The organism is Methanocaldococcus sp. FS406-22 (genome assembly GCF_000025525.1).
Lineage (GTDB): Archaea > AGJL01 > Methanococci > Methanococcales > Methanocaldococcaceae > Methanocaldococcus.
In genome coordinates, this window is sequence record NC_013887.1 from 212,364 (window position 1) to 230,267 (window position 17,904).

General features: G+C 35.3%; 17 protein-coding genes. 4 read left to right on the forward strand and 13 right to left on the reverse strand.

Going from position 1 to position 17,904, the window contains the following annotated elements:
• Positions 1-5: 5 nt before the first annotated feature.
• Together MFS40622_RS01140 and glnK1 are read right to left on the reverse strand one after the other, a co-directional pair.
• A complete protein-coding gene (locus MFS40622_RS01140; RefSeq protein WP_048197539.1) occupies positions 6-1,250 on the reverse strand; it encodes an ammonium transporter in 1,245 nt (414 codons plus the stop codon).
• An 85-nt stretch (positions 1,251-1,335) separates the two neighbouring features.
• The gene (gene glnK1 / locus MFS40622_RS01145; protein ID WP_012979833.1) at positions 1,336-1,674 is read right to left on the reverse strand and encodes a P-II family nitrogen regulator GlnK1; all 339 of its coding nucleotides are present in this window, start codon (positions 1,672-1,674) and stop codon (positions 1,336-1,338) included.
• A 434-nt stretch (positions 1,675-2,108) separates the two neighbouring features.
• Between glnK1 and MFS40622_RS01150 the strand changes: the two genes are divergently transcribed.
• From MFS40622_RS01150 to MFS40622_RS01165, 4 genes are all read left to right on the forward strand, one after another.
• A complete protein-coding gene (locus MFS40622_RS01150; protein WP_012979834.1) occupies positions 2,109-3,035 on the forward strand; it encodes a tetratricopeptide repeat protein in 927 nt (308 codons plus the stop codon).
• Between the two features lie 106 nt (positions 3,036-3,141).
• Positions 3,142-4,488, forward strand: coding sequence for a type I glutamate--ammonia ligase (gene glnA, locus MFS40622_RS01155; protein WP_012979835.1), 1,347 nt, complete (start codon positions 3,142-3,144; stop codon positions 4,486-4,488).
• 84 nt (positions 4,489-4,572) lie between these two features.
• The gene (gene queC, locus MFS40622_RS01160; protein WP_255348622.1) at positions 4,573-5,289 is read left to right on the forward strand and encodes a 7-cyano-7-deazaguanine synthase QueC; all 717 of its coding nucleotides are present in this window, start codon (positions 4,573-4,575) and stop codon (positions 5,287-5,289) included.
• A 45-nt stretch (positions 5,290-5,334) separates the two neighbouring features.
• The gene (locus MFS40622_RS01165; RefSeq protein WP_012979837.1) at positions 5,335-6,312 is read left to right on the forward strand and encodes a tetratricopeptide repeat protein; all 978 of its coding nucleotides are present in this window, start codon (positions 5,335-5,337) and stop codon (positions 6,310-6,312) included.
• Here MFS40622_RS01165 and MFS40622_RS01170 read toward each other — a convergent pair whose 3' ends face one another.
• The 11 genes from MFS40622_RS01170 to MFS40622_RS01225 form a co-directional block, all read right to left on the reverse strand.
• The gene (locus MFS40622_RS01170; RefSeq protein WP_012979838.1) at positions 6,313-7,386 is read right to left on the reverse strand and encodes a Coenzyme F420 hydrogenase/dehydrogenase, beta subunit C-terminal domain; all 1,074 of its coding nucleotides are present in this window, start codon (positions 7,384-7,386) and stop codon (positions 6,313-6,315) included.
• A gap of 81 nt (positions 7,387-7,467) precedes the next feature.
• Entirely contained in the window at positions 7,468-8,244 is a 777-nt protein-coding gene (locus MFS40622_RS01175; RefSeq protein WP_012979839.1) for a hypothetical protein, read from the reverse strand.
• Between the two features lie 25 nt (positions 8,245-8,269).
• The gene (locus MFS40622_RS01180; protein ID WP_012979840.1) at positions 8,270-9,802 is read right to left on the reverse strand and encodes a glutamate synthase-related protein; all 1,533 of its coding nucleotides are present in this window, start codon (positions 9,800-9,802) and stop codon (positions 8,270-8,272) included.
• Between the two features lie 29 nt (positions 9,803-9,831).
• Entirely contained in the window at positions 9,832-10,920 is a 1,089-nt protein-coding gene (locus MFS40622_RS01185) for a glutamine amidotransferase family protein (RefSeq protein WP_012979841.1), read from the reverse strand.
• Between the two features lie 336 nt (positions 10,921-11,256).
• Complete coding sequence (locus MFS40622_RS01190; protein ID WP_012979842.1) at positions 11,257-12,018, reverse strand: NAD+ synthase; 762 nt, start codon at positions 12,016-12,018, stop codon at positions 11,257-11,259.
• Positions 12,019-12,154: 136 nt separating this feature from the next.
• The gene (locus MFS40622_RS01195) at positions 12,155-13,294 is read right to left on the reverse strand and encodes a Coenzyme F420 hydrogenase/dehydrogenase, beta subunit C-terminal domain (RefSeq protein ID WP_012979843.1); all 1,140 of its coding nucleotides are present in this window, start codon (positions 13,292-13,294) and stop codon (positions 12,155-12,157) included.
• A gap of 28 nt (positions 13,295-13,322) precedes the next feature.
• Positions 13,323-15,398: a formate dehydrogenase H subunit alpha, selenocysteine-containing gene (locus MFS40622_RS01200; protein WP_012979844.1), complete on the reverse strand. Its 2,076-nt coding sequence runs from the start codon at positions 15,396-15,398 to the stop codon at positions 13,323-13,325.
• A gap of 15 nt (positions 15,399-15,413) precedes the next feature.
• Positions 15,414-15,818 carry a hypothetical protein gene (locus MFS40622_RS01210; RefSeq protein WP_012979845.1) on the reverse strand — a complete coding sequence of 135 codons (405 nt, stop codon included), beginning with the start codon at positions 15,816-15,818 and terminating at the stop codon, positions 15,414-15,416.
• A 203-nt stretch (positions 15,819-16,021) separates the two neighbouring features.
• A complete protein-coding gene (locus tag MFS40622_RS01215; protein WP_048197378.1) occupies positions 16,022-16,564 on the reverse strand; it encodes a hypothetical protein in 543 nt (180 codons plus the stop codon).
• A complete protein-coding gene (locus tag MFS40622_RS01220) occupies positions 16,542-17,357 on the reverse strand; it encodes a formate/nitrite transporter family protein (RefSeq protein ID WP_012979847.1) in 816 nt (271 codons plus the stop codon). The genes MFS40622_RS01215 and MFS40622_RS01220 overlap by 23 nt, the downstream gene beginning before the upstream one ends.
• A 236-nt stretch (positions 17,358-17,593) precedes the next feature.
• Positions 17,594-17,851 (reverse strand): selenium-binding protein, encoded by a 258-nt coding sequence (locus MFS40622_RS01225; protein WP_012979848.1) that lies wholly within the window; start codon positions 17,849-17,851, stop codon positions 17,594-17,596.
• Positions 17,852-17,904: the final 53 nt, after the last annotated feature.

A 17,904-nucleotide genomic window follows, 5' to 3' on the forward strand; every position in this document is an offset into this window, starting at 1 on the left:
TGAAATTAAATAACAGCCTCTTCTGGATAAGCTGGCATCTTGTGCTCTGCCAAGTCCAATCCCATTTTCTCTTCTTCTTCACTAACTCTTAATCCACCGAGGAGTATTCCTACAATCTTAGTAAGTATGAATCCTAAACCAGTTCCGTAGATGAAGCAGAATATTGAAGCAATTATCTGGTCTATTAAACTTACATCACCAGTTCCTCCCAACGCAGTCATTCCAAAGATTCCTGCCCCTATAGCTCCAACAACTCCTGCAGTTCCATGAACTGGAACGACACCACAGACATCATCTATACCTAATCTTTCTATAAGTCTATATACTATTGGAACCTGTAATCCTGCTGCCAATCCAATTAATAATCCACCAATTGGACTTACAATGTCTGTTCCTGAACAGATTGCAACTAAACCTGCAACAATTCCGTTAGCTGTAAAGAGGACATCCTTTCTTGAAGCAATTAAAGCTCCAATTCCTCCTCCAGCCATTGCTAATGTTGTGGTTGCACAAACAAGTCCTGATATATCTCCTAAAGCCAATGAACTTCCTACGTTAAATCCATACCAACCAATAGCCAATGCAAACGCCCCAAACACAGCCATTGGGATATTGTGCCCCAATATAGGAACTGGCCTACCATCGACAAATCTTCCAATTCTTGGACCTAATGCTAAGATTGCCCCTAAAGCCAAGAATCCTCCTAAACCGTGAACAACTAAACTTCCAGCATAATCATGCCATGGAACAATGCTTGCTCCCCAAGGACCTAAATACACAAATAACGGATACAAGAACGCTGTAATAATCAATGATATCAATACATAAGCACCAAACTTAATTCTCTCCGCAACCCCTCCAGAGACGATTGTTGCTGCAGTAGCACAGAAGACAAGACCAAAGAACCAGTTAGCTAACTCTAAACCATTATCAACTAAGAAAGGTGATGCTGAAAATATCTTACTCCACCAATTAATGAAGTCAGCTGGGTCTATTGAAGTACATAAAATTCCACCAATTAAAAGCCAAGAAACACAACCAATCAACCAATCAACCATGTTTTTCATCATAACATTGTTAACGTTTTTCTTCCTAACTTGCCCACCTTCTAACATTGCAAAGCCCCACTGCATCATAAAGACCAAAACTCCCATCACAACAAGGAAATAAACATCCGAAGCGTTTGCAATTTTTACTAAAGCTTGCACTATGTTAGTGATTCCATCGGTATTTATTCCAACTGAGTGCATTGATGCAATTGTTGCATTTACCAAAGTTTGATTTATCAAATCAGCGGTAGCCATGTTTTTCACCTCACAATTTTATTTCCCTAATTTAGAGCACATCTCTTCCTTCTTCTTTTGTTCTTACTCTTACGACTCTTTCTACTGGTATGACGAAGATTTTTCCGTCTCCTGGGTTTCCTGTTCTTGCATTCTCACAGATAATGTCAATAACATTATCAACATCCTCCTCTCTAACAACCAACTCAATCTTAACTTTTGGAATTAAATCAACAATATACTCTCTTCCCCTATACCTCTCAACTATTCCTCCCTGAACTCCCCTACCCTTAACTTCACTAACAGTCATTCCAACATACCCAGCATCAGAAAGAGCTTTTTTAACAATCTCCAATTTCTCAGGCCTTATGATTGCCTCAACCTTTCTCATTTTTTTCATCCTCCATATACCATACTTGGAAACGGAAATCTTGTTCTTAGGGAAAAGGAAATTACATTCCTAACTACTCTAAAAAATTGTATAAAAACTTTTCGGTAATCTATAAAATAAAATATAAAAATGTAAAATAGATGAATATAGGATTTTCATAATTTTATATATTCTTTAGAAATAAGCAATAAAAGCGCAAATTCACAAATAGATTATATTTTTAATTTTAGGGCTGAATGGATGAGAGTCTCCGCCCTAAAGAGCGGTGCTTTCTTAGCGACGATTAATGGTAAATACTTAATATTTTATGAGGTTACGAAAAGTTTATATCCTACGCTGAAATTTAATTATAATAATTATAGTATATATTAACGAAATTCATAAAATAAGGGGACTAAAATCGCACACTATTAAAATTGGGGGAGGGGGCAGGTATGGAAATGAACAATGAAAGCATTTTATGGGATGAATATTTCAATGCACTTGAAAATAAGAACTACGAAAAAGCTCTTTATTTAATAGATAAAATCTTAGAGATTAGAAAAGCTCCAGACATCTATGTAAGAAAAGCAAAAATATTAAGAACAATGGGAAAAAATGACGAAGCATTAGAGTATTTTGATAAAGCATTAAAAATAAAGCCAAAATATATCTTAGCAAATTTCTTAAAAGGAGCTTTATTGGTAAGTTTAGGTAGATTGGAAGAAGCAAAAGAGATATTTTTAAAATTATATAGATTAAAAAAATCTGATTTATCTGTTAAATATGCAATCGCCTTTATACTAAAAAAACTTGGGGAATACGACTCTGCATTAAAAATCCTTGATGAAGTATTAAAAAAGTATCCACAATCAGCTATTGCTTGGGCTGAGAAAGGAGAGATATTATATAAAGAAGGAAAACTTAAAAAATCTTTAGAATGCTTTGATAACGCTCTAAAAATAAATCCTAATGACTGTCAATCCCTACAATACAAAGGAGAGATATTATTTAAACTTGGAAGGTATGGGGAGGCATTAAAATGCTTTAAAAAGGTTTTTGAAAGAAATGATAAAGATATACGTGCGTTAATGTATATAATACAGATTTTAATTTACCTTGGAAGATTGAGTCAGGCTTTGGAATATACAAAAAAAGCTTTAAAATTGAACCCAGATGATCCATTACTATATTTATATAAAGGAATTATCTTAAACAAACTTGGAAAGTACAAAGATGCAATAAAATATTTTGACAAAGTATTGGAGATTAACCCAAATTTCCCAGAAGCTTGGAATGGAAAAGCTGTAGCTCTCGAAAAACTTGGAAAAATCAATGAAGCTATAGAGTGCTACAATAGAGCACTTGATATCTATGAATAAATTCTTATATTTTAATTTAGGTTTAACATTACCGTAAATTATATATATATGGAAGTAGGAAACTTACTTCCAGAATTATTCAATCAAATTGCATCGGGGGATGGAAATGAACGTCGAACAAGCAATAGAATATGTAAAGAAGAACAATGTTAAGTTCATAAGATTCCAGTTCGTAGATATCTTAGGATTCCCAAAAAATGTTGCATACCCTGTAAAGTCAGGAGAAAAAGGAATTGAGGAATTAAGAGAAATATTTGAAAATGGAGTATGGTTTGACGGTTCATCAATTACAGGTTTCGTTGGTATTGAAGAATCAGATATGTTATTAAAACCAGACTTATCAACACTCTCTGTTTTACCATGGAGACCAGAAGAGAAAAGTGTTGCAAGAGTTATCTGTGATGTTTATAAGGATGAAAAGACACCATTCGAAGGAGACCCAAGAAGCAGATTAAAAGCTATTTTAGAAGAATTAAAGAAGGAAATGAATGGAGAATACTTTGTTGGACCAGAGCCAGAGTTTTTCTTGTTGAAAAGAGACCCACACGACCCACACAAGTGGGTTCCAGTTGATGATGGAGGATACTTTGATGTTGAGCCATTAGATGATGCTCCAGACATTAGAAGAGACATCGTCTTAGCTTTAGAAAACCTCGGTTTCCATGTTGAGGCATCCCACCACGAAGTTGCTCCAGGACAGCATGAGGTTGATTTCAAATTCGACAATGCTTTAAAAACAGCTGACAGTGTTATAACATTCAAGATGACAATTAAAAACATTGCTAAGAAGCACGGTTTAAGAGCTACATTCATGCCAAAACCATTCTTTGGAATGAACGGAAACGGAATGCACTGCCACCAGAGTGTTTGGTTTAACGGAGAGCCATCATTCTACGATCCAAATGGACCTTACAACGGATTAAGTGAAATATGTTTAAGCTACATTGCTGGAATTTTAGAACACGCTAAGGCATTAGTTGCTATAACAAACCCAACAGTCAACTCATACAAGAGGTTAGTCCCTGGTTACGAGGCTCCAGTTAACATTGCATGGGCTAACAAAAACAGAAGTGCTATTATCAGAGTCCCAGCTGCAAGAGGTAAAGCAACAAGAATCGAGTTCAGAGCTCCAGACCCAACATGCAACCCATACTTGGCATTTGCTTGTATGTTAGCAGCTGGATTAGATGGAATTAAAAGAAAACTAACAGCTCCAGAACCAGTTGAGAGAAACATCTTCAGAATGTCAGAAGAAGAGAAAAAGCAGTTAGGAATTGAGTCAGTTCCTGCAAACTTAGCTGCTGCATTGGATGAGTTAGAGTGTGATGAGGTCTTGCAAAAGGCATTAGGTAAGCACATCTACGAAAACTACATGGAGATTAAGAGAGCAGAGTGGGATGATTTCAGAACAGCTGTTACTGACTGGGAGACAGGCAAATACTTAATCTACTAAGTTCCTAACTCTCTTTATTTTTTTATTTTCAGTAAATTCCAAAGATTCCAATTATTCAATGTAAATTGTTTATAAACGATAAAAATTGAAGAGGACGATACTATGAAAGCGATAACTGTTTTAAGTGGGGGATTAGATTCTACAGTAGCTACATTGATAGCTAAGGATTTGGGTTATGAGGTTACAGCAATAACATTTAACTATGGACAGAGAGCGGCTAAGAGAGAGATTAACTCAGCAAAAAAGATTTGTGAGATATTAGGGATTGAGCATATCGTTGTAGATTTGCCATTTGTTAAGCAGTTTGGAAAAAGCTCTTTAGTAACTGAAAAAGAAATCCCTACATTAAAAATGGAGGAATTAGATAGTGAGAAAGCATTTGAGACTATGAAAGCAGTATGGGTTCCAGCAAGGAATGTAATAATGTTTGGTATAGCAAGTGGCTTTGCTGAAGCGTTAGATGCAGAAAAGATATTTATCGGGATAAATAAAGAGGAGGGTGTTACTTTCCCAGACAACACAATAGAGTTCGTTGAGGCATTTAATAAGGTTTTAGAGTATGGAACATTAAATAAAGTTAAAATAGAAGCTCCTCTATATGATAAAACAAAGGAGGAGATTGTTAAATTGGGAGCTGAGTTAGAGAAGAAGCTTGGTGTCGAAGTTTTGAAGTATAGTTACTCATGCTATAGAGATAATGGAGAGGACTTTTTACATTGTGGAAAGTGTGAAAGCTGTATGAGAAGGAAGAGGGCATTTTTAATGGCTGGAGTTGAAGATAAGACAAAGTATATTGAATAATTAGTTATTACAAGTTAATTTTTTTGTTAATTAATTTGTGGTATCATGACAAATAACTGGCTAAATTCTTTATACAAATATTGGCTTAAAGGATGTGAATTTTACAATAAGGGGGATTATGATAAAGCTATAGAGTATTTTAACTTAGTAAATAAGATTTTTAAAGAGAATACCATAGAATATGATTATTATGAGCTTAGAGAAGATGCATATAAAGAGATTTTAAACAACAACATTGAGGAAGGGATTAAAAAGTTTGTGTGGTTTGTTGAGGGAATTTTAGCAGATAGGGATTATTATGATTTAAGTGGAGAGTTATTGACAATTGCATCAATATTTGCAAAGATTGGGAGATTAGATATTGTCAGATGTTTTTTAAATAGAGGAGCGGAGTGGATTTATAATGACGATATTAAAAATGCTAATCCAGAGGAGGTTTTAAAAAGTATTTTAACTGATGCATTTAGTGATGATGAAAGGGAAGAAATATTAAATAAAGAACCAAATTTAAAAAAGCCATTTGAGGATATAACATATTACTTCAATTTAGATTTCTTTGATTTTATGATGAGCTTTTTTATAGGGGCAGGAAATTGGAAGAGATTTTTGAAGGTCTATGAGGAATTTAAAAATAAAATTAAAAACTGCCAAATATCAGAAGAAACTGCCAATAAAATTATTGAAAGATTTGATGAACCAAGAAGTGATTTATTGGCTATTGCCCATTTATTAAAAGGGAACTATGAAAAATGTCTTTATTGTATTGAATTGTTTAAAAAGTCCTTTAATTTGGATGAATTTGATGAAATTTACAAAGAAGAAATTAATTTCATTGAAAATATTGCAAATAACTTAAAAAATGGAGTTATTAAAAAAGAAGAATGGTTAAATAGGTTAAATGAGATTTATGCAGATATTTTAAACCAGCCACTACCAAAAACTTATAAAGAGGCTTATCACAATCATTTTTTAGATGAGATATTAATGTATTGCATTTTAAAGGAATTTATTGAAAAATTATAGTTAGTCCTTCTTAACTCTCTTTCTTTTCAATTCAGCAAGCTTTTTAACAGCATCTAAATCAACGTTCTCATCATAGGTTATATAACCATTATAAACAGCCCTCTTAAAGAATCCTTCTCCCCACTTGTTTCTTATTAAGACAGTTGAATAGCCCTTTTCAGTCCCTACGTTACCAACTGAAATATCTGACGTTAAGCCAGTGAAATCACCACAAACCTTACAACCATTTCTCATTGCAAATTCAACATCCTTAAGCTTATATTCCACAGTGTTTCCATTAATTAGGGTTATCTTTAACTTACTAGCCTCAATATCCATCTTTTTAACTTCCCATGGTTCTATACCATCCTCACTTAATTTTTTAATCATCTTGCTGTAATCATAGGTTTCAAAACAGAACAGGGCAATTTTTAATCTTATTGCCTCTCTAAATGGTTTTAATAGGTCGTTATCTGATGATAATATCTGATATATGGCATTTATAACACATGGAGTTCCAACAACAGCTAATTTTCTTAGCTTTTTCTCCATAACAGCAGTTTTTAAAGCCTTTAATATAGGCCCTTTCCATAAGTATTTGCTACCAGCTGATTTTAAAACATCCTCTTTTGATAATGCCAAATAAGATTCTGGCTCTAAAGTCCATTTATCATCAATCATTACAATAGCCCCATCTATCAACCCTTCATCAAATGCATTTGCCAATATAGCTGTTACAACCCCACCATTTTGGGCATTCTTTATCTCTATTGATGCCTTAGCTCTAACAGCTTTTAATATATTCCCTAATCCCTTTGGTTTAGGAACAGCAGATTTTTTTATCCTTGGACAGGCATCATAGCAAGCTCCGCAAGGGACATCATAAACTACTGTCTTACAAAACTCAGCTGAGATTGGATGCTCCACGATATCTGCTGGGACTATAATACAAGAGCATTCATCGCACTCAAACTTTACCGGACTTTCCTCTCTAAAGTATAGGTTGTTTACTGGACAAACTGCAACACAAGCTCCACAACCACTACATCTATTTGTATCCCAAACTTCCTCTTTTAGATTCTTGTAAGATTTCATTAATCTCACCTAAGACTTATTTTAAGTGTTTCTTCTCAGATAATTTTAAAAAATTAAAAATTGATAAAAATTTGTATTAAATTACATCAGGTCAGGAGTATAGAGTTTTCCGAACGGTCTCTTTGATATTGGAGCAATCTTTGTCCATTTTGAGTTCAACAACTTGTTTTTAACATCCTCCGGCAGATTAAACCACTTGCAGAATTCTTCAATGTGTGGCTTTATCTTCTCTAAATCTTCTTCAGTAAATTCTTTTATATCTGCAGCAACTCCTAATTGGTCTTTATCTATCTCCCCTCTGATATAAATAGCCCCTCCATGGATTCCAGTTCCTATCATTCTGCCTTTAACCTTTCCTAAGTCATTACCCTCTTCATCAATGTTTAAAACAATTATAATACCTCCCGCCATATACTCTCCTAAAAAATCCTTTGCTCTTCCTCCAATTACAAGGACTGGGACTTTATCTTTATAAGCTTTCATGTGAATTCCACTTCTATAACCAACATCCCCTCTAACAAAAACCTTTCCTCCTCTCATTGAATGAGCGGTTACATCTCCACTACTTCCATAGATAACTATTGTCCCATCATCCATAGTGTTTCCTGGGGCAAATTCGGCATTTCCATGGACTATTATTGTAGGGCCGCTCATGAACATTCCTAAATCTCCACCAGGAATGCCGTAAATCTCTATAGTTAAATCCTTCTTCTGCAATCCATTCCCAATAAATCTCTGTCCTAAAACATTTTTTAAGATAATTTTTTTAACATCTGGATTTTCTTTTAAAATTTGATGAATTTTTTCATTTAGCTCTTTATAGTGCATATCCTTTGCATCTATAACAACCTCTTCCATGCCTTTCACCTTTAAAAATTAAAAATTATTCTCCAGCAGCCTTTATTCCTAAGACTCTTAACTCAACTTCATTTAATCCAACTCCCCTCAATCTATCTCTGTTTCCTCTTAAGCTTTCAATTGAGTTAATTCCAGCAGCTCCTAAGAGTTCTTTAATCTCATGTGTCCATGCTTTTATTAGGTTAGCTACCCTCCTTGCCCCAACTTCTGGGTCTAATCTTTTAACTAACTCTGGTCTTTGGGTAGCTATACCCCAAGCACACAATCCAGTGTAGCATCTTCCACAAACTCTACAGCCAAGAGCAACCATTGCTGCAGTTCCAATATATACAGCATCTGCCCCTAAAGCTATAGCCTTAAATACATCAGCCGCACATCTAATTCCTCCACTTGCTATAATGCTTATCTCATTTCTCAATCCTTCCTCTCTCAATCTTTGGTCTACAGCTGCAATAGCCATTTCTATTGGAATTCCAACGTGGTCTCTAAACACTTTTGGAGCTGCTCCAGTTCCTCCCTTGTATCCATCAATAACAACCGCATCTGCATCACTTGTTGCAATTCCTACTGCAATAGCTGGAGCATTATGCACTGCTGCAATTTTAACAAACACTGGCTTTTTCCATCTTGTAGCCTCTTTCAAACTTCTAACTAATTGAGCTAAGTCCTCAATTGAGTAAATGTCATGATGAGGAGCTGGTGAGATAGCATCACTTCCCTCAGGAATCATTCTTGTTGCTGATATCTCTGCTGTAACTTTCTCTCCAGGTAAATGCCCACCAATTCCAGGCTTAGCCCCTTGTCCTATCTTAATCTCTATTGCAGCCCCTTTCATCAAATACTCTTCATTAACTCCAAATCTTCCACTTGCAACTTGAGTGATTATATGGTCAGCATATGGGTAGAGAGCCTTTGGCAATCCTCCTTCTCCAGTTCCCATGAATGTTCCACATTCTTTTACTGCCTTAGCAAATGATAAATGGGCATTTAAAGATAAAGCTCCATAAGACATGTGGGCAATCATTATTGGTGTATCCAACTTCAAGTTTGGAGCAATCTTTGTTTTTAACTTAGCTTTTTTAATCTTCTTACCATCAATCTCTTCTTCAACAAATTCAAACTCTAACTGTTTTGGCTTTTTACCTATATAGGTTCTTAATTCCATTGGCTCTCTCAATGGGTCGATAGATGGGTTTGTAACTTGACATGCATCTAAAACAATCTTATCAAAATAGATTGGATGTTCTTTAGCATTACCCATCCCACTTAGTAAAATACAGCCGGTTTTTGCTTGATTGTAGATATCAACCCTTGCATCAATATCCCATAATGGGTGGGTTCTCCAAGATATTGCATTTTCTTTGATTGTAATGGCATCCCTTGGACACATTACAACACATCTGTGGCAAGCTCCACATCTGTTTGAGTAGCTGATTATTCTATCTCCTTCTCTTCTATGAACTCCCCATGAACATTCTACTGTGCATCTCTCGCATAGCATGCATCTGTTTGGGTCTACCTCAACCTTATACTTTGGTGGAACATAGCTGGGAATCATGATTTCACTTCCTCAGTTTTTTGTTTTATTTACTTCCAAGGTCTTGCTATAACTGGAACTCCAGCATCAGGCATCCAAACTCTGTCTAAGTCAGGACAGATTCTTCTTATAGCAGATTCCTCACTTGAAACAAATATCATATCATCCTTTTCAGCAGCAATTAATGGTCTCAACTTAATCCTATCTGTTAGACCGAACATGGTTGTTTCTTTTTCAATATCTCCATTCATAAAGATTAAACCTTGAGGGGTTCCAACTGCAATAGCAAATGGCCCATTGAGCATAGCTCCTCCATAGGTTAATCTTATTGCAGTATGCAATTCTCTCTCTTCTTCTGGCATCTTATCTATTTCATCCCAGAATCTTGGAGCTAAGGCAGACAATGCATATTCAACAGGGATTTTGTGCTTCCTCATTAGCAAATCCAATATATAGGCAACTACTTCAGTATCAGTTAATAATCTACACTTATAACCAAACATCTCTACAAACCTTTTATTTGTTCCATAGCTTGTTATCTCTCCATTATGCACTACACTCCAATTTAATAAATTGAATGGGTGAGCTCCTCCCCACCATGCTCTTGTGTTTGTTGGGTATCTTGCATGAGCTAGCCACATATAGCCCTCATATTTATCTATTCTATAAAACTCAGCAACTTCATTTGGCCATCCAACGGCTTTAAAAACACCCAAATCTTTTCCACTTGATATAACAAAAGCTCCATCAATCTTGTCATTTATTTCCATAACTATATCTACAACAACATCTTCCTCTCTATCGGCAAATTTTTCATCAACTTCATAGAAGTATCTCCAAGGTATTTGTGTTTTTTCTATAATTCCATCTTCTGTTGGTATTTCCTCATCTTTAACTATAGTTCCATACTGCTCTAAAACATTCTCAACTTCTACCTTTATCTTTTCAAACTTTGGTGTGTTGTCAATTAAAATATGGAAGGCATAACAATCTTTATACTTTGTTGGATATATTCCATAACCAACATAACCAGAACCCTTTCCGTTTCCTCTCTCTTTTAGGCTATCTAATGCTAAAGCTATCTTATCCCCTTTTATCATTCTTTTTTTTCTACTCATAAAACCGATAATTCCACACATAAACAACCCTCCGTAGAGATATAAAAGAGATAGTTTTCTGGGTTTTCTAAATATTGGTTGAAGTTATATTTAAATAATTATGGTTTGAGACTTATGTTTTGGAATATTGTAATAGTTGAATATTATGTAGTTTTGAAAATAGAACTAAAGTATAAAGTATGGTGTTTTCAAAAGTAATTAAAATTTTAATGGAATTTTAATATAAACCTAATTTATGGGCTTATAAATACCTTGTTTCTTCATTTAAGTTTTGAAAAATACTATATAAAAATACTACGGTGTCCCAAAATTTTGTTATTGTATATTGACAACCAAAATTAATGTATAAACTGCAAATTAAATCTCTGGTGTTGGGGGCAAAGTTCTTTTATGCTCATTCTTTTTAATTAAATCAAATACATACTCAATAGTTTCCAATGGAATGTTTGTCTCTTTATGAATCTCCTCTGGAGTTTTACCCTTCTCATAAAGCTTTAATATCTCATCCAATGTCTCATATTTGATACCAAGCTCTCCTTCATCTGTCTGCCCTTCCCATAATCCAGCTGATGGTGGTTTTTCAATAATCTCTTTAGGAACCCCTAAATATTTAGCAAGCTCTCTAACCTCTGTTTTAAACAAATTACCTATAGGTCTTATATCGCATGCAATATCTCCATGTTTTGTCCCATACCCAACATAAATCTCTGATTTATTGGAAGTTCCAGCCACTAATAGGTTGTATTTATTTGCAAAGTAGTAGAGGAGGCACATTCTAATCCTTGCCTTTAAATTTCCGTCAGCCATCTTGTCAAACTCTTTTGTAGGAACATAGCCACCAGCACCAAAGGCTTTTAGAATATCTGTTATATCTGATATGATATATTTTATTCCTAAATTTTCTGCAACCATCTTTGCATGCTCAATATCCCTTGGATTTGTGTGCTTTTCTGGCATTATTAAGCCGAGAACTTTATCTTTCCCAAGGGCTTTAACGCATAGGTAAGCAGTGACAGAAGAATCAATCCCCCCACTTAATCCAACAACAACACCGTTAGCTTTTGCTTCTTCAACATTCTCTTTGATAAATTTTGTAATCTTATTAACAATCTCTTCCATACTCTCACCTCATAATATTAGGAAATATCTTTCCTTTTTTGATATATAAAAATAGCCATTAATGTATTGCAATATAATAGATCCATATATTTAAAATAGTTAGAGTAACTTGATATTAAATAAAAAATAAAAAGATTTACTCTTCACCAGTGAATAAAGGAGGCATTCTGTTGTCGATTCCTGGAATATAGCCAAAAGTATCTCTAACTTTTAATTGCATTCTGTGGAAGATATAAGCTAGGGGGATGTCCATTGGGCATGCATCCTCACATTGCCCACAGTTTATACAACTCTGTCCGATATGACTTAACCTAACCCCTTGGAATATTAATGGATTTGGTGGGATTTTGCCTTTCTCGTCAATATAATCTTTTTCTAACCTACATTCAACACAGAAGCAGAGTGGGCAGTTATCTCTACAACCGTAGCATTTTATGCATCGGTTCCAATACTTCTCCCATTCTTCTAAACTTGGATACTCTGCCTCTAAGTGCTTCTTCTGGAATTTTTTAGCTAGTTTTATCATTATATTTTCAATCTTTTCTCTAATTTGTATAGCCTTCTCTGAGGGTTGTTTGATTTTGATATATCCCTCTTTTTCGGCATCTTCAACAAGCTTTCTCCCCTTCTCTGAACAAATCTCAACAAAAGTCCAGCCCTTCTCAGCCCCCCAGTTCCCACAGGCTAAATCAGCCATTCTCGGAACCATTACCTCACATCTCTGACAATTCTTCCTCCTACCAAAGCCTTTTTCCTCCAACTCATCTATTTTGATAGCTTTATGCTCCCCACTCTTTAATTCGATAATAAACTTCCCCTTATCAATCTCCTCCTTAACAACATCTAATGGATTGACTTCATAAAATAGTTCAATCATTTTCATAGCCGTAATCGGGCTAATAGTCCCCCCACAATTCAAACCAATCATATAAACGTTATCTAAGTTAATCTGGTTTAACTTAGCTAACTCCCTAATTGCCATTGCATCACACGGTTTTGTTGGAACGGCTATTTTTTTATCAGCTAAGTATTTTGCTATCAACTTTCCAAAGTTTACAGGAGCACAGTGTAAAGACCCAGCAGTTTCTATTAACTCATCAGAATTCGTTATAAACACTGGAATACCATCATAAACGTCCTCACCCCTCTTCAAAGCTAAAACACCATCAACAAGCTTTTTATCTAATAAGTATTTAAATAAAGCAGTAACAGCCCCACCACACTCAGCCTTCTTCAAAATCTTACTATCCGTAGATTGGATTAAAGCGTATTTCATAATATCACCTAAAATTTTAGAATTTTATTTAGGCAGTATGCTTTATAGGATGTTTAGCAGAGGATATTTCGCCAATCTTTACTTTTTCAATCTTTACAGCACACACTTTAAATTCTGGAATCTTACAGTATGGGTCAAGGGCTGTGTTTGTTAGCATATTTGCTGCAGTTTCAGCGAAGTGGAATGGCATAAATACCACACCTTCTTTAATATCTTCAGTGATTCTTGCTTTTACAACAACCTCTCCCCTTCTTGAAGCTACTCTAACAAACTCCCCATTTCTAATGCCTAATTTTTTAGCATCCTCTGGATTTATCTCAACAAATCCTTCATTTATCTCTTTTATTATGTGCTTACATCTTCTTGTCATCGTTCCAGTGTGATAGTGGAATATTATCCTCCCAGTGGTTAAGATGAATGGATATTCTTTATCTGGTAATTCTGCTGGCTCTTCATACTCAATTGGAGTTATTTTCCCTAAACCATCTGGTGTTGCAAACCTCTTAACATGCAGTATTGGAGTTCCTGGATGATTTCCATCTGGGCAAGGCCATTGTATTCCATCGACTCCTAATCTATCATAGCTAATGCCAGTATATTGTGGAGTTATCTTCCTAATCTCCTCAAATATATCTCTTGGCGAGTTGTAGTTAAATTTATCTCCATATTCTATTTTTTCAGCTAATTTCTTAATTATCAGCCAATCTTCTAAGGCCTCTCCTGGTGGATTAACTGCTTTTCTTATTAATTGAACTCTTCTCTCAGTGTTTGTAAACGTTCCATCCTTCTCTGCCCAACATGCTGCTGGTAAGACTACATCAGCCAATTGAGCAGTTTCAGTTAGGAAGATATCTTGAACTACCAAAAAGTCCAATGATTTCAAAGCATGTTCAACATGCCTAATATCTGGGTCTGAGACCATTGGATTCTCTCCCATTATGTAGAGGCATTTTATATCCTTTCCAGCCTTTTCAATCATTTCTGGAATTGATAAACCAATTTCATGATTTAATTCAACTCTCCAAGCTTCTTCAAATTTTTCATAAGCAACATTTACCTTTTGATATCCTGGGAATACATCTGGTAGGGCTCCCATATCACAAGCTCCTTGGACATTATTCTGCCCTCTCAATGGATTAACCCCAGTTCCTCTCTTTCCTATATTTCCAGTAATTAATGCTAAGTTACAGCAAGATTTAACGCTATCCACTCCATGAGTAAATTGTGTAACTCCCATACAGTATAGTATAGAGGCTCTATCTGCACTTCCATACATCCTCGCTGCCTCTACAATCAACTCTTTATCAACTTTGCAAATCTTTGAAACATACTCTGCAGTGTATTTTTCAACAACCTTCTTTAGCTCTTCAAATCCTTTTGTTCTCTTTTTTATAAACTCCTCGTCAATTAGCCCTTCTTTTATAATCACATGCATCATTGCATTTATTAAAGCTACATTAGTCCCTGGAACTATCTGGAGATGTAAATCAGCTTGCTTAGCAGTCATCGTCTTTCTTGGGTCTATAACAATAATCTTAGCTCCCTTCTCTTTAGCTCTAATAACTCTTCTTGCAATCAATGGGTGTTGTTCAAATGTATTAGAGCCAATTATTAGTATGCAGTCAGCTTCTTCAATATCTTCAATTGAATTTGTCATGGCACCGGACCCAAAGGCCTCCCCTAAACCTATAACAGTTGCTGAGTGTCAAAGCCTTGCACAGTGGTCTATGTTGTTTGTTTTTATAACAACCCTTGCGAATTTTTGTAGGATGTAGTTGTCTTCATTTGTGCATCTTGCTGATGAGAAGAAGCCAATCTCCTCTGGAGCATATTCTTTCAATCTCTCTGCAATTAATGATAATGCCTCATCCCATGTAGCTTCGACAAACTCTCCATTCTTCTTAATCAGTGGTTTTTTTAACCTATCCTCTCTGTGTATAAACTCATAGCAGTAATTCCCCTTAATACAGAGTTTCCCCTCATTTACAGGATGTCTTTTGAATGGATAAACTCCAACAACCTTTCCATCCTTTACAACTAAGTTGATACCGCAACCCGTCCCACAGTATGGGCAGATTGTATGGACAATCTTAAATTCGCTCATCATCTCACCTTTTCGCTATGATGCAATCTTTTGGGCAGAAACTGTAACTTGTGGGAAATCCTTAAGGTCGATATCCCTATCCCTCGTTAGATTTACCATATTTATTAGAATCTGAGCCATGTTATCTAAGATACACTGCGAGATATCATCTGAGATTGTGGTAATGCCATTTTCAAACTCTATAGTACCTTCAACGGTAAATGATATGGGAAATTCATTATCAGTTTTTAGTTTGCAGGTGTAGTTTAGTGAGTTGTCATCTATCCTCTTATATTCAATGCTCCAAGATAGATTTAACTCTAATTTCATATTTTTTGGGTTTTCCTTTGGTCTTTCAAATTTTAGCCTTTCAATGGTTATTTTTATATTCATAATTATCACTGCTCTTAGTTGGGAGGCCTTTGGGTCTTTTTTCGCCACCTGCTCCCTAAATAAGGGTTCGCAGAATGGCGGGTGCCATATGTTGAAATTTTAAGTATAAAGTTAAACAGGTTGATAATATAAAGTGATATTCAATAAACCGTCCGTCATTTTTTGAATAGTGGATTATATCTGAATTGTAAGTAAAAAATTTAGGTAATATCAATTTTAGTATCAGCCCATAAGGGCCTCATCCAAATAGCTTAATTTAGCTTTTTGACACCTATTCCATAAATTTTTGGTTTCCAGAGTTTTGGAATACCTATGAATCCAAAGAATTTGTAATGTTTTGTTACGACTCCATAAACTTCGACCCTATCTCCTATTTTAACATTATCTGGGGGAGGAACAATCAGATTTACATATATGCTACCGGTGTCATCTTTAACCAATATTGTTGGTTTTGGAGATATTCCATAGATAATTTTTTCAATAGTTCCCATTATCTTAACTCTCTCATTTAATCTATCTTTGGTTATTTCTCCAATTTTTAGTAGAGGAGCTTCTTTTTGATAAATTGGAATCAAAGTTTTTGAAAGATTTTTATTTATTATTGAGATTTTGTATGGAATATACACCAATCCCAAGAGAAATGGAATTGAAAGAACTGCTATCCAAAAGTTTTTTGAGATTAGGGTTGCAAATACTACCATCCCTCCCCAAAAGATTAAAGATATTGTTGCTGAGGGCATAGATCTTGCAAACTTAACTAACTCCTTTATTTTAGACATCTTTACCATAGGCATACCAATACACCATTGCCACGAATATCACTGCCCCAATGATATTTCCAATTGTAGCTGGAAGTTCGTTCCAAAGCCACCAATCGACTGCAGTTACCTTAGCACCCAACAACATTCCTGCTGGGATGAAATACATGTTCGCCACACAGTGTTCAAACCCTGAAGCAACGAATGTCATGATTGGGAACCAAATCATGAAGAACTTTCCAATAACGCTCGATGCCGCGAATGAACCCATGACTGCAAGATTAACGAGCCAGTTACAGCCAATACCTTTGATTAGACATGAAAGCCAACCCATAGCCCCTCCAGATATGTATGGGAGGACTTTTACCTCGGCAATCTTAATTGCCGTCTGTCCAAATGAATTAACGACCCACTCTCCATTTTTAAATGTTCTTAGAGGCCCATAAGCCATGATTAGTGCGTATATTAGAGAGCCAACCAAGTTTCCAATATACACCCAGAACCAGACCTTTAGCAGTTGAGCAAATGTTGCTTTTCTTTTCAATATTGCCAATGGCAGTAGCATCATATCTCCAGTAACAAGCTCCATTCCAGTTAAGATAATTAGAATCAGTCCAACTGGGAAGACAGCTCCTCCAATGAGCTTTGCCACTCCAACACCCAAAGTTTGAGCCACTCCAGTTGAACAGACAGTGCATAACCCAGCTCCCATTGCAATATAGGCTCCTCCCATTATCCCTCTAACAAACAACTGATTCCATGGGAGATTCGCCTTGTATTCTCCAGCATTCGCCGCCATTTCAACAGATTTAGCTGGTGGATTGAACATTGCCATTACCTCCAATGATATTATTGTTTTGTTGGTTGTGGTCTTGTGGGGTTCTAATCTCACATATGTAATTTGTCATTATAAATAATTAACGATTTATCCTAAACAAAAAAGAATAAATATCAAATTACCATGGAAGAGAAAGCTTATCTATTGAGATTAACATAAATGCAATGAAAGTAACCAAAAATAATTACAAAAAGTGACAAAAAAATAAATATATTAATCTTTATAGATTAATATACTGCCCACTGGCTCTTGATAATCTCGAATCCACTTCCATAGCCTATAAGTTTTATCTTCCCCTCTTCAACAACTGAAACAATCCTAAATCCCAATATTCCATCTAAATTTTTTGCTTTAACTTTTTCTTTCATTTTAGCTATAAGTTCTTCAACGTTTGTTCCTTCAATAGCTTCAAAAATAACATCTTTTAGGCATATCTCTATTCCTGGGATTTCGTGTGTTGTTGTTATGATTATTTCTTTGCTCATACTAACACCCCTTTGTGAGGTTCGAACCCCACAAGACCACAAATATAATATTA